Source organism: Arthrobacter sp. MMS24-T111 (genome assembly GCF_054888995.1).
On sequence record NZ_JBTZRO010000001.1, the window covers coordinates 885300 to 898614 of the forward strand.

The window sequence follows — 13315 nt, forward strand, 5'->3', positions numbered from 1 at the left end:
CCTCAAAACGGCATCTACGGAGCAATCGACGGTTTTAAGCCAGTTCGCGTGCCTTTTCAATGATTCTTAGGACCTCCACGGCATCCTCCGGATTTACCGGGAGGGGCAGGGACGAGGCTGCGCCGCCGTGGAGGATCTTCTCCGCCAGGATCCGGTAGAACTCCGGGTAGGCTCCCCGTTCGGTGGGCAGGGCGTCCAGGTGGCCGTCGCGGCCCAGCAGCCCCGCCCATCCAGGCGCTTCCTGCCCGTACGCGGCGTCCAGGGGGCTGCCGCCGGCGGCAAGGTAGGGCTCCTGCGGGTCCACGCCGTTTTTCGTGTACCCGCCCACCGAACCGAGCACCCGGAAGCGCGGCTCCTGCTGCGCGCACAGCATGTTCATGGTCAGGTGGCTTATGACGCCCGATTCGTGCCGCAGGACCAGGAAGACATCATCGTCCGCCCGCTCATCGGACCGGCGCGCCGCCAGCTCGGCGTGGGCCACCGTGGCGGGACCGAACAGCTGCAGCGCCTGGTCCACCAGGTGGCTGCCAAGGTCGAACAGTGCCCCTCCCCCGTCCGCGGCGGTGGCCCGTGCTTTCCATGGCTTGGCGATAGTGGGCTGCCAGCGTTCGAACCGGGACTCGAAGCGTGTCACCTGGCCCAGGGACCGGGCAGCCAGCAGTTTCCGCAGGGTCAGGAAATCACCATCCCACCTCCGGTTGTGGAACACCGTCAATACCCTGCCCAGCTGCCGGGCCGCCTCGACCAGCTCCTGCCCCTGTGCACTGGTCACCGTGAACGGTTTATCCACCACCACGTCCAGTCCGGCCTCCAGGGCCGCCCGGGCCAGCGGATAGTGCGTGTCCGGCGGCGTGGCAAATACCACCAGGTCAAGGTCAGCTGCCCGCCCCAGGACAGCGGCGCCGTCGCGCACCACGTCCGCCTCCGGCAGCCGGGATGCGGCAGCCGCCTGCCGCCCGGCGTCGGACGTGGCAATGACGTCCAGCGAATAGTGGCCGTTGGCTGCCAGCAACGGCGCGTGGAACACGCTCCCTGCCAGCCCGTAGCCGACGACGGCGGTGCGGATGGTGCGGGGGTGGCCTTCAGCTCCAGTCATGGAAACTACGCTATCGCGGGGTGGGCAGCGTTAAACGGGCCGGCACCCCTGGTGAACCAGGAGTGCCGGCTTTTTGGTTGGACCGCGGTGGGTTACTTCTTTACCCAGCCGATGGTGGTCCAGTCCGGGACCTGCGAGGTGCTCTGGAAGAGCGACGGGCCGTAGTTGGCCAGGCCGGTGCGGACGAAGGAGATCTGCGGGCCGTTGAAGACCACGCCCATGGAGTAGTACTTCGCCATGTGCTCCTTCTCCACGTCCATGGCAGCCTTGTTGCGCGCTGCGTTGTCCTCGATGGAGGCGAGGTCGGCGATCTTCTTGTCCAGATCGGCGTCGCCCAGCTTGTTCTCGTTGACCTTGGAGTCGTAGTACTGCTTGACGGCGTCGGTGGCATCCGGGCCCACGGTGTAGCCGGAGATGCTCAGGTCGAACTCGCGGCTGCCCAGGACCTTGCCGAAGTCGGCGGAGGCGCGCTGGTCGATGCCCACATCCATGCCGCCGGCCTGGAGCTGCTTCTGCAGGGTCTGCGCCACGGCCAGGGTGGTGGGATCGTCACCGAAGTTGCTGATCTTGAAGGAGGCGGGCTTGCCGTCCTTCTCCATGACGCCGCTGGCGTTGGCGGTGTAGCCGGCGTCCGTGAGGACCTTCTTGGCGGCGTCGGGGCCGGTTTCCTTGACCGGGTAGTTGTCCTGGTAGTACTCGGAGAACGGCAGCAGCATCATGGAACCGGAGCTGGGCTCTTCCAGTTCAGGCCGTTGAAGCGGACCTTGCGGAGTGCTTCGCGGTCCACGGCGGCGAAGATGGCCTTGCGGACGTTGACGTCGGTGATGCGCTGGGCGTTGAGGTTCAGGCCACCGGCAAAGAGGCGCTGGCCGCGGCGGATGTCTGAATCCTTGGTGCCGTCCAGCTGCTTGTACAGCGAGATGGTGTTGGCGGACATGGCATCGATCTCACCGTTCTTGAACGCGGCGATCTGTGCGCTGGTCTCCAACTGGCGGAAGGTCACGTTGGCCAAGACCGGCTTCTGGCCCCACCACTTGTCGTTCGGAACCAGGGTCACGGTCTTGGCCGCGGTGTCGTACTGGTCCAGCTTGAACGGGCCCGCCATCCACTCCGGGTGCATGTTGCCATTGAAGCCTTCGTTGAAGATCTCCGGGGTGTTCACGGCGGGGTGGATCAGGCCGAAGAACAGCGAATCGACCGGGAAGACCGGGCGGGACGTCTTGACGATGACTTCCTTGTCGCTGCTGCCGGCCTCAACGGAATCGACGAATTCGTAGGCTCCGGAGCTGACGATGTCGTAGCCGGCGTCCGGGCTCTTGAGGATGTTCCAGGTGTTCTTGAAGGCCTTGACGTCAATCGGGGTGCCGTCGTTGTAGGTGGCCTTGGGGTTGACCTCGATGGTGATGGTCTGCTTGCCGTCCTTCACCTCGCTCTTCACCGACTCGCAGAAGTCGGTGTTCGGGGTGACCTTGCCCTTGAAGTCCACCTTCCAGCAGCCACCAATGCCGCCGCTGTTCATGGCCACCGGGTTCATGGGAATCTGCAGGGCAGAGTTGTCTGCGCTGTTTCCGTTGTTGGAGAAGCCGTTGAAGTCCGGGCCGATGTTGCCCAGCGGCAGGGTGACCTTGCCGCCCTGCTGGAGGTCGGCTGCCGGCTTCTCGTTGATGCTGATCAGCTTGGACAGGTCGCTGCCTGCCTCCTGCCCCTTGGCTGTTTCGGGGCCGCTGGCACCGCCACCGCCGCAGGCCGTCAGCGTCAGGGCGGCAGCAATGGCTGCTGCCCCGCCGATCCTGTTCAGTTTCCTCATGGTTTTCCCTTCGATTGGTGCGAGTGGTGGTGCGGGTGGGTCGAAAAAATCCTAGGGTGCAAGGTGGTCCGCCGGTTCGTGGACCACCAGCATGTCCTCATCAATTTCCCCGTCCGGGTAGAAGCAGGCGAACTGCTGGTCCGGCGCGGGCACGGGAGCCTGCTGGAGGACCTGCACGGCCGCCGAGGGTGCTGCGGCTTCCAGGAGCGGTTCGAGGGTGAGGCATTTTTCCTGCTTCGCCGGCGGCAACGCGGCGAAGACCGGGCAGCGTGTGGCGAAGTTGCAGCCTTTAGGGGCCTGCAGCGGGGACGGCAGGTCGCCTTGGAGGATGATGCGTTCGCGGGTCCGTTCCAGCTGCGGATCGGGGACCGGGATGGCGGACAGCAGGGCGCGGGTGTAGGGGTGGCGGGGGTTGTCGAACACCCGGTCCACAGCCCCGATTTCCACGATCTTTCCGAGGTACATCACGGCCACGCGGTTGGAGATGTGGCGCACCACCGACAGGTCGTGGGCCACCAGCAGGTAGCTCAGGCCCAGTTCCGCGCGGAGCTGGTCCAGGAGGTTGATGACGCCGGCCTGGACCGATACGTCCAGGGCGGAGACGGGTTCATCCAGGACCACCAGTTTGGGGTTCACGGCCAGGGCCCGTGCGATCCCGATCCGCTGCCGCTGGCCGCCGGAGAACTGGTTGGGGAAGCGGTTGACGTGGTCCGGCTGCAGGCCCACGAGCTTCATCAGCTCCATGATCCGCTTCTTGATGGCCGTCCGGTCCATGCCCGCGTTCTGCAAAGGTTCGGCCAGGACCTCATAGACCGTGAAACGCGGGTCCAGGGCACCTGTGGGGTCCTGGAAGACCATCTGGAGTTCGCGGCGCATCTTGCCCTTGGTCTTGGCATCGGCCGCCTGCTTGTTGCTCAGGCCGCCGATCACCACCTCGCCATCCTGGTCCGGGTGGAATTCCATGATTTCCAGGAGGGTGGTGGTCTTTCCCGAGCCGGACTCGCCCACGATGGAGAAGCATTCGCCCTCGCGGATGTCGAAGCTCAGGCCGTCCACCGCCTTGACGGTGCCGATCCTGCGCTTGATCAGGGCGCCCCTGGTCAGCGGGAAGTGCTTGCGGACGTCCGTGAGCTGCAGGACGGTGGCCCGGTCCGCCCGCGGGATGGCGTCAAAGCGGGAGACGGGTACCGGCGGGGCGGCGAAGACATCGTGCACGTCCACCGTCCCGCCGAGGGAGTCGGACTTGATGCAGGCGGCGCGGTGGAGTCCCTCGTCGGCCACGGGTGCCAAGGCGGGTTCGCCGTCCAGGCAGGCGTCCGACGCCAGCGGGCAGCGGGGCGCGAACGAGCATCCGGTGGGGGCGTGCAGGAGGTTCGGCGGCATCCCCTCGATGGGCACGAGCGAGGATTTCTCGGCCACGTCCACGCGCGGGACGGCGCCGAGCAGGCCCATGGTGTAGGGCATCCGCGGGTTGTAGTAGATGTGGTCCACGGCCCCGGTTTCCACCGGCTTGCCCGCGTACATGACCATGATGTCGTCGGCCATTCCGGCCACCACGCCCAGGTCGTGGGTGATCATGACGACGGCGGCGCCGGTCTCCTCCTGCGCCTTGTGCAGCACCTCGAGGACCTGCGCCTGGATGGTGACGTCCAGTGCCGTCGTCGGCTCATCCGCGATCAGGACGCGCGGGTTGTTGGCGATCGCGATCGCGATCATGACTCGCTGGCGCATGCCGCCGGAGAATTCGTGCGGGAAGGCCTTCAGCCGGTCCTTGGGGCTGGGTATACCCACCATGGCCAGGAGTTCGACGGCGCGGGCCTCCTTGGCCTTCTTGCTCATCGCGGGGTTGTGGATGGTGAGCGCTTCGATGATCTGGGTGCCCACGGTGAACACCGGGGTGAGGGAAGACAACGGGTCCTGGAAGACCATCGCGAGCTCGTTGCCGCGGTATTCGCACATGGCCTTATCGCTCAGCCCGAGCAACTCGCGGCCCTTGAGCCGGACAGACCCGGTGACCTCCGCCGTCGGCGCGAGCAAGCCCATGATGGCCAGGGACGTGACCGATTTGCCGGAGCCCGATTCCCCCACGATTCCCAGGGTGCGGCCGGGCAGCAGGTCGAAATCGATGCCCCGGACGGCGTGCACAACACCGTTTTCGGTATTGAAGCGAACGTTCAGGTCCCGGACGGACAGGACGGCGTCGCCGGGGGCGTGCAGCCCTGCCACGTGCAGGCGCTCCACGGTCGACTCGGACGGGTCCGTGGCTCCGGTGGTGGTTTCGCTGCTCATGGCGTCTTCTTCTCCGCACGGATAGTCCGGGCTTTGGCTTTTTTGGCTTTGCCGCTGGAAGTGGAGCTGGGGTCAAAGGCGTCGCGCAGGCCGTCGTTCATCATGGCGAGGGAACCGGTCAGCAGGAACATCACGGTCAACGGAACCCAGAACATCCACGGGAAGGTTGAGACCTGGGAGGTGGCCTGGCCGATCAGCACGCCCAGGCTCACGTCGGGGACTTTGATGCCGATGCCGATGAAGGAGAAGGCGACCTCGGCCAGGATGGCTGCGGTGACGCCGCGGGTGATGTCCAGGATCAGCAGCGAGCCGATGTTGGGCACCAGGTGCCGCCATACGATCCGGCGCGGGGGGACGCCCATGTACTGGGCCGCCTTGACGAAGTCGCGCTGCATGAGGGACATGGACATGGACCGGATCAACCTGGCGGTTCCCATCCAGCTGAACACGAGCAGGACGATGATCAGCAGCAGCCAGGACGGCAGGTCGCGCTTCAGTCCCGCCCCGCCTCCGCTGGTGGCAACGGCCACCACCAGGAGCGCCGGCATCATGATCAATGCTTCCAGGATGAACAGCATGACCTTGTCCACCTTGCCGCCGAAGTAGGCCATGCTGCAGCCGTAGACGGCGGCGATCAACACCGACACCAGGCCCACCACCAGGCCGATCAGGATGGAGATCCTGGTTCCTTCGACTGTCATGGCATACAGATCGATCCCCGCCTGCGAGGTGCCCAGGTAGTGCTCGCCGGAGGGCGGCATCCCGATGTTGAAGGGGTCGATGGTTTCCTTGTCCCACTGGGTGAAGAATCCCCCGATGAACGAGAAGACGGTCAGGGCAACAAAGATGGCCAGGCCCGTCACGGCGGTCTTGTTGCGCAGGAACCGGCGGATGATGATGGTGGATTTGCCAATGACGACGTCCGCGCTTTCCAGGTGCGCGTCCTGCGCCACGGCTGCCGGGTCAACGGCGTTCAGGTTGGTCATGGCTACTGCACCCGCACTCTCGGGTCGACAAGCGTGGTGGCGAAGTCCGCCAGGATGGCGCCCAGGGCGAAGATCACTGAGCCGTAAGCGAGCGTGGCGGTGGCGGCGTTGACGTCCTGCAGCGAGATGGCGTCGATGCTCCAGGACCCCACGCCGGGCCACGCGAAGATCTTCTCGGCGAAGAAACCGCCGGCGAAGATGGCCGGGATGGTGAAGGCGATGCTCTGGGCCACCGGGATGAAGGAAACCCGGAGCGCGTGCCGGGCGATGGCCTGGTTCCGGCTCAGGCCCTTGGCCCGGGCGGTGCGGACGAAATCGGCGTTGACGTTGTCCAGCAGGTACTGCCGCTGGGCGATCTGGTAGGCGCCCCAGCCCACGAGGGTGATGGCCACGGTGGGCACCACGTAGTGCGCCATCAGGTCGGCGAACTGGGGCCAGCCGGGTGCAACACCCGGGGTTGAGATGCCCGTGACGAAGAAGATCCGGTCACCGACGGATTCGTTGATGTTGATGGCACCCAGCTGCACCAGGAAGTAGGCGATGGGTGCGGGCACGATGTACGCGAGGTAGCTGTAGGACGTGATGACCCGGTCCTGGAACTTGTACTGCCGCGCCGCCGAGTACACGCCCAGGGCGACGCCGATGACCAGGGTCAGGATGATCGAGGCCAGGAAGAGGCGGGTGGAGATCCAGACGCGGTCCCCGAACTCTGCGTTGATGTAGGCGCCGTTGGGGCTCCGGCCCCAGTCCCAGCGGGTGATGATGCCGGTGAGCCAGTCGACGTAACGCTCCCACGGGCTGAGGTCCGGATCCAGCCCCTTGAGCCGCATGGAGTTGGCGACCTGCTCGGGGGTGGGCCGGGGGATGCGTTCCTGCTCGAGGAGTGCCGGCTTGAGTGAGCTGACAGCCAGGAAGTAGCCGGCGGACGTGGTGAGGAAGATCATCACCACGTAGGTAATGCCGCGCTTGGCGAGGTATTTGAGCATGGGGCGCTATTTCTTCCGCGGCGCCGCCGTGCGGTGAATGGAAAAACACTCCGGTGTCCGCTGGTATGCCATGCCGCCCACATCAACCATCACTGCTGGATCCTTCCGTCTTCCCCGGGCGAGCACGGGTTGTGCCGGCCTCCCCGGGACCTGCGGCCAGCGGATAGCTGGCCTCCCGCCGCCTCAAGGGCACGTCCTGGTGGACTATGTTGCGGGTCACATTCCAGAGGAAACTATCACAAGCCATTAGCCGGAAAGCGCAGTAATCCCCCGAAATACCGCGGGCCGTATCAGATCGTTATGAATAGTTCTGTGAAGTTGGCTTGACTGGACGAAAGCGCTCTCATCCGCGTAATCTACGCCGACGCCGCCACCCGTGTGACAAGCTCGGACCACGATGCAGCCAGTCGCCCGCTCGTGACGCCGTGCTCGCGGATGAGGTGCAGGAGCCGCTCCGGGTCGAGGGTCGCCGTCAGGGAGCCGGCCAGCAGCCCCGGCTCCCGGGACTCAACACCACCAGCGCGCAGCAGCATTTCCACATGCTGGTTCCAGAGCGCCACCGCCGGAACTTCAAACCTGCCCCGGGAGGCGTTTCCAGCCGCCAGGACCAAGTCCCCGTACTCGACGACGTAGGCGATCCTTTCGGTACCGAAAGCAATCAGCCGGTCCATGGGCGCAGCGCCCGGCCCCAGGGGCGGCGGCCCAAACAGGAAGCGGGCCTGGAAGGCGGCCTCGGAGTCGTTCAACAGCGTCAGCATGAGTCCCGCGCGGCTCCCAAAACGCCGGAAGACCGTCCCCTTGCCCACTCCGGCGTGTTCGGCCAGGCGGTCCATGGTGAGCGCCGCGGCGCCTCCCTGTTCGATCAGGTCGCGGGCAGCGAGCAGGAGGCGCTCCCGGTTGCGGGCAGCATCGCTGCGTTCCGCGGCCGTCACCGGTGTCATTCCCGGCCGCACTGGGATGGAACTCACAAAGACAGTGTAGCCATGGGGAATATAAACGGACCGCGGTCCGTTTAGTCTGGTGAAGGCTCCCTGAGCCTGACCTCTGACCGATCGCGGCCCCCGCCGCGCCCCTAGCCAGGAGTTCCCATGACCAAGAGCACCGTACTGACCCTCGTCGGCAGCCTCCGCGCCGAGTCCACCAACCAGAAGCTGGCGGAAGCAATCCAGCTCAACGCGCCGGAGCAGGTGGACGTCGTGATCCACGAGAGCCTGGGCAACATCCCCTTCTACAACGAGGACATCGACGTCGAAGGCGAGGTGCCGGCCGCGGCCGCAGCCCTGCGCGCCGCAGCCGCCGAGGCCGACACCGTCCTGCTGGTCACGCCGGAATACAACGGCACGGTTCCCGCAACACTGAAGAACGCCATCGACTGGCTGTCCCGCCCCTTCGGCGCCGGCGCGCTGGCAGGCAAGCCGACCGCCGTCGTCGGAACCGCCTTTGGCCAGTACGGTGGCGTCTGGGCCCAGGACGAAGCACGCAAGGCTGCCGGCATCGCCGGCGCCCGCGTCCTGGAAGACGTCAAGCTTGCCGTTCCGGGCTCCATGGTCCGCTTCGCCGAAGTCCACCCCAAGGACGACGCAGAGATCGTGGAACAGATCAAGGGCATCTTCGACTCGCTGGCCGCCCCCACCCCGGCAGCCTAGGCCGCCCGGCCCCTTTCGGTGCCCGGTACGCATCACGCGTGCCGGGCTCCGGCGTCTCCGGGGCGTTCCACATCCCGGTCATCGTAAATAAGGAATCAACAGCTGTTGCCTTTCAAGCAACAGCTGGTTGTATTCTGGCTCTGTGACCCACGAAACACTTGACGCGTCCGCCGGCACGCTGCCCGCGGAGGCCATCGATGCGATCGAGCGTGCCGCCACCTCGGCACACCGCCACGAAGAGCTTCTCGGAACGGGCGGCGAACATCCGCCAGTCAGCCGTCCGGGATGTCTTCGACATCTCGCTGCGCCCGGGCCTGGTCTCGCTGGCCGGTGGCAGTCCCTACCTGCAGTCTCTGCCGCTGGACCGGCTGGCGGAAACGGCGGCCGCAATCATCGCCAACGACGGGTTGACGGCGCTCCAGTACGGGGCGGGCCAGGGCACCGAGGAGCTCCGGGAACAGATCTGCGAGGTCATGGCCGCGGAAGGCATCCTGGATGCAAACCCGCGGAATGTGGTGATCACGGCAGGCTCGCAGTCGGCACAGGACGTGGCCACCAAGCTGTTCTGCAATCCCGGCGACGTCGTCCTGGTGGAGGACCCCACCTACGTCGGGGCGCTCAACACGTTCGAGGCCTACCAGGTCCAGGTGGAAACGGTGGAGATGGACCAGTACGGCCTGGTCCCGGAGCTTGCTGGAGGCGCGGATTGCAGCCCTCCAGCTCGCCGGAAAAAGCATCAAGTTCCTGTACACAATTCCCAACTTCAACAACCCCTCCGGCATCACGCTGGCCAAGGAGCGCCGGCAGCAGGTGGTGGATATATGCCGCAGGGCGAATATCCTGGTGCTCGAGGACAATCCCTACGGACTCCTCCGCTTCGAGGGCGAACCGCTGGCACCCCTGCGCGCCGCCAATCCCGACGACGTGATCTACCTGGGCTCGTTTTCCAAGATCTTCGCCCCGGGCCTGCGGATCGGCTGGGCACTGGTCCCGGAACACCTGCAGCGGCGCTACTACCTGGCCGCCGAGTCCGTCACCCTCTGCCCGCCGGCCTTGAACCAGATGTTGGTGTCCGCGTACCTGCGCGAGTACGACTGGAAGGGCCAGATCGAAACCTACCGGGTCCTCTACGCCGAACGGTGCCGGGCCATGCTGGCCGCCCTCGAGGAATACATGCCGGCCGGAACCACCTGGACCAGCCCGCAGGGCGGCTTCTTCGTCTGGGTGACGCTGCCCCAGGGCGTGGACACCTACCCGCTGCTGCACAAAGCGATCGACGCCGGCGTGGTGTTCATCCCCGGAGCCGCCTTCACGCCGTCGGACGAGCCGTCCAACAAGCTGCGGCTCGCCTTCAGCGCCGTCCCCGGACGCCATCGCGGAGGGCGTCCGCCGATTGGCGCCGGTGCTTCAGGAAGCGATTGCGGCGCTGTAGCGTAAGGCTCACGAGTGCCGAAAACCGAGCAAGGGAGCATGCATATGGGTGGAATCATCGTTGTAGGGGTCGACGGCAGCGCAACGGCAAAGAAAGCGGCCGAGTCGGCAAAGGACCTGGCTGCGGCGCTGGGCAGCTCGCTGCACGTGGTGTCCGCGTTCGACAGCGACAAGACTGAGGTGTTCGGCAGCGGCAGCGACCGCTGGATCGTGTCCGACGCCGATGCCGCCGAACAGGTCGCCCGCACCGTGGCGGAATCCCTGGGCCGGGACATCACGGTGACGTACTCGGCCGCGCGCGGGCGGCCGGCGGACGCCCTCATCAAGGAAGCCCTGCGCGTGGACGCACGCATGATCGTGGTGGGAAACCGGCGGATGCACGGAATCGGTCGGGTCCTGGGCAGCGTGGCCAACAGCGTGGCGCACAACGCGCCCTGCGACGTCTACATCGCCAACACCTACGACGCCGACTGAGGCGTAACGGCGGACACTCCCCGTGGTGGCGGACATCGCTGCGGGGGGTGTCCGTTCTCACCGCTGAAACGGCGGCCAGGCACGGTCTGCAACGATAAAATTGGAGAGGCCCCCAAAGGCGTGGACACGTCCATTCACCTCCAGCAAAGGCCTCCCTTGATTACTCTGCAGCGCCGTCAGCTCGTCGGCCACGACATCCTCCTGGCCCGCCACGGGAACCACATCTCCTCCATGCGGGTGGACCGCAGCAACGGCAGGGTGGTGGCACTGCTCGACGACGGCAGCCTGGACAGCGCGCCAAACCTGATCGCCCCCGGACTGCAGCTGCCGCAGACCGTGCGGAGCGTCCTGCGCGAAGACTGGAAACTCCTCAGCGCCTGGGCAGGTGCAGCCGCCCTGCTGGGAGGCCTGATGACGGCCGCCGCCGTCTTCCTCGGCACCAGCGCCGACCCGGCAGTCCTCGAAGCCTTCACGGCCTACGCCTACTAGGCCGCACGCCCCCCCGGGACGGGCTTTCAGCCCACCAGCCAGCCGCGCAGCAGCCACCAGATCCCGGCCATCACCACTCCGCCAAAGAGCGCACCTGCCACCACTTGGGCCGGCGTGTGCGCCCGGAGCACAACGCGTGACCAGCAGACCGCCGGAACCAGCACCAGCAACGGAGCCCAGGCGGCACCGAGCATCAACACCGATACGACCGCGGCGCAGGACATGGCAGCGGCATGGCCGCTCATTTTCCAGAACGGGCTGACAGCGGCCAACACCGCCACGCCGCCCACCACCGCCAGTACCATGGCAATCACGCTGTTCGGCGCACCTGCGGCCGCGAGGACCAGCAGTCCGACGGCGATGGATGCCAGCGCCATCAGGAGCACGGGTGCGCGCTGCTTGCGGTCGCTCACGTGGTGGTCCGTGACCTTACCCCGCCGGACCAGGACCAGCAGCACGACCAGCGGCAGCACGCAGACAAACAACGCCGCGAGTGCGCCGTAGCCGATGGTTCCCGGAAACCCCGGCTCGGCCAGCGGGCTGATCAGCAGCTGGATGCTCACCACCACCGGCGGCTGGAACACCTCAGTGATCCACGTGGCCGCGCGGTTCTTCGCCCGCAAGGGCACAGTGTTGACAGGCACGGCCTAGTCCAGGAGGAGCGCGGGCTCTTCCAGGATGGCCGCGACGTCGGCCATGAAGCGGGCTGACAAATCACCGTCCACCACGCGGTGGTCAAAGGACCCGCCCAGCGTGGTGATCCAGCGCGGAATCACCTCGCCGTCCAGGACCCACGGCTTCTGCTTGATGGTGCCGAACGCGACGATAGCCACCTCGCCCGGGTTGATGATGGGCGTTCCCGTGTCGATGCCCAGTGCGCCGATGTTGGTGACCGTGAGCGTGCCGCCCTGCATTTCCGCGGGCTGGGTCTTCCCTGCCCGGGCGGTGGTGGCCAGGTTGTTCAGCGCCAGGGCCAGTTCCTTCAACGACAGGTCCTGGGCGTTCTTGATGTTCGGCACCATCAAACCGCGCGGGGTGGCGGCGGCAATGCCCAGGTTCATGAAGTGCTTGACCTGGATCTCGGCGCTGCCGTCGCCGTTGTCCACCCACGATGCGTTCACGCTGGGGTTACGGGCGGCGGCCCAGATAACGGCCTTGGCCAGGATGAGGAGCGGGGATACCCTGATGCCCTCAAAATCGCGGGAGGCCTTGAGCCGCTTGACGAATTCCATGGTGCGGCTGGCGTCGACGTCCACGAAGATGCTGACGTGCGGGGCCGCGAAAGCGGACTCCACCATCGCCTTGGCCGTGGCCTTGCGGACACCCTTGACCGGGATGCGCTCGATGCGCTGGTCCTGTGGCTTGCCGGCCTTGCCCCAGAAGCCGTCAGCCTTGTCCAGTTCCGCATCGCGCTGCGCCTGGTAGCTGACCAGGTCCTCGCGCGTGACCTCGCCGCGGGAACCGGTGGCCACCACATCCGCGAGGTCGATGCCGAGGTCGCGGGCAATCTTGCGGACCGGAGGCTTGGCCAGGACCCGGTTGACCAGGCCCGTAATGGTGCCGCCCAGGGTGGGACGGTTGTCCACGGCGGCAGTCTCGCTGCCGGTCACCTCCGCTGGCGTCCGCGGCTGCACCGGCTCCACCTCAGGAGCGTTATGCGTCACCGAGGCGGCGGGCGCGTTCTTGCGGGGGCGCCGCTTGACGGCGTCGGCCTTGGGTCCGGAACCCACCAAGGGAGCATTGGCGGGCGAGCTTCCCGCTGCCGGCCGCCGTCGGCTCTTCCGCCGCGTCCACCGGGAGCTTGCCGTACAGCGGCTGCGCCGGGGCCTCCGGCGCGCGGACATCGGCAGGAGTGGGATCGCCGGAGACTTCGTCGCTGACGCTGATGATGGCCGTGCCGACGTCAACGGTCACGCCCTCCGCCACCAGCAGCTCACTGACGGTCCCGGCAAAGGGGGAGGGCAGTTCCACGATCGACTTTGCGGTTTCGATCTCGCAGATCACGTCATTGATGGCGACGGCGTCGCCCGGCTTGACCTTCCAGGAAACGATTTCAGCCTCGGTAAGGCCCTCGCCGACGTCCGGCAGGTTGAACTTGTTAAGGGTCATGG

General features: G+C 66.3%; 9 protein-coding genes and 3 pseudogenes. 4 read left to right on the top strand and 8 right to left on the bottom strand.

Annotated features, from left to right (window positions below; translation table 11 throughout):
• Positions 1 to 34: 34 nt before the first annotated feature.
• The 6 genes and pseudogenes from ACX5I6_RS03985 to ACX5I6_RS04010 form a co-directional block, all read right to left on the bottom strand.
• Entirely contained in the window at positions 35 to 1096 is a 1062-nt protein-coding gene (locus tag ACX5I6_RS03985; RefSeq protein WP_461839544.1) for a Gfo/Idh/MocA family protein, read from the bottom strand.
• Between the two features lie 92 nt (positions 1097 to 1188).
• A pseudogene (locus ACX5I6_RS03990) lies at positions 1189 to 2903 on the bottom strand (ABC transporter family substrate-binding protein).
• Positions 2904 to 2954: 51 nt separating this feature from the next.
• Positions 2955 to 5192, bottom strand: coding sequence for an ABC transporter ATP-binding protein (locus ACX5I6_RS03995; protein WP_461839545.1), 2238 nt, complete (start codon positions 5190 to 5192; stop codon positions 2955 to 2957).
• Positions 5189 to 6178: an ABC transporter permease gene (locus ACX5I6_RS04000; RefSeq protein ID WP_018763682.1), complete on the bottom strand. Its 990-nt coding sequence runs from the start codon at positions 6176 to 6178 to the stop codon at positions 5189 to 5191. Before ACX5I6_RS04000 ends, ACX5I6_RS03995 begins: the two co-directional genes overlap by 4 nt.
• 2 nt (positions 6179 to 6180) lie before the next feature.
• Positions 6181 to 7164 (bottom strand): ABC transporter permease, encoded by a 984-nt coding sequence (locus ACX5I6_RS04005; RefSeq protein WP_018763683.1) that lies wholly within the window; start codon positions 7162 to 7164, stop codon positions 6181 to 6183.
• Positions 7165 to 7520: 356 nt separating this feature from the next.
• Entirely contained in the window at positions 7521 to 8132 is a 612-nt protein-coding gene (locus tag ACX5I6_RS04010; RefSeq protein ID WP_461839546.1) for a TetR/AcrR family transcriptional regulator, read from the bottom strand.
• Between the two features lie 120 nt (positions 8133 to 8252).
• Between ACX5I6_RS04010 and ACX5I6_RS04015 the strand changes: the two genes are divergently transcribed.
• From ACX5I6_RS04015 to ACX5I6_RS04030, 4 genes and pseudogenes are all read left to right on the top strand, one after another.
• Positions 8253 to 8810 (top strand): NAD(P)H-dependent oxidoreductase, encoded by a 558-nt coding sequence (locus tag ACX5I6_RS04015; RefSeq protein WP_461839547.1) that lies wholly within the window; start codon positions 8253 to 8255, stop codon positions 8808 to 8810.
• 142 nt (positions 8811 to 8952) lie between these two features.
• Positions 8953 to 10242, top strand: a pseudogene (locus ACX5I6_RS04020) (aminotransferase-like domain-containing protein).
• A gap of 44 nt (positions 10243 to 10286) precedes the next feature.
• Positions 10287 to 10715, top strand: coding sequence for a universal stress protein (locus ACX5I6_RS04025; RefSeq protein ID WP_461841671.1), 429 nt, complete (start codon positions 10287 to 10289; stop codon positions 10713 to 10715).
• A gap of 156 nt (positions 10716 to 10871) precedes the next feature.
• Complete coding sequence (locus tag ACX5I6_RS04030) at positions 10872 to 11204, top strand: hypothetical protein (protein ID WP_461839548.1); 333 nt, start codon at positions 10872 to 10874, stop codon at positions 11202 to 11204.
• A 26-nt stretch (positions 11205 to 11230) separates the two neighbouring features.
• Here the strand turns inward: ACX5I6_RS04030 and ACX5I6_RS04035 are convergent, their stop codons facing one another.
• Positions 11231 to 11848 (bottom strand): phosphatase PAP2 family protein, encoded by a 618-nt coding sequence (locus ACX5I6_RS04035; protein ID WP_461839549.1) that lies wholly within the window; start codon positions 11846 to 11848, stop codon positions 11231 to 11233.
• 3 nt (positions 11849 to 11851) lie between these two features.
• Positions 11852 to 13313 (bottom strand): annotated as a pseudogene (locus ACX5I6_RS04040) (dihydrolipoamide acetyltransferase family protein).
• Positions 13314 to 13315: the final 2 nt, after the last annotated feature.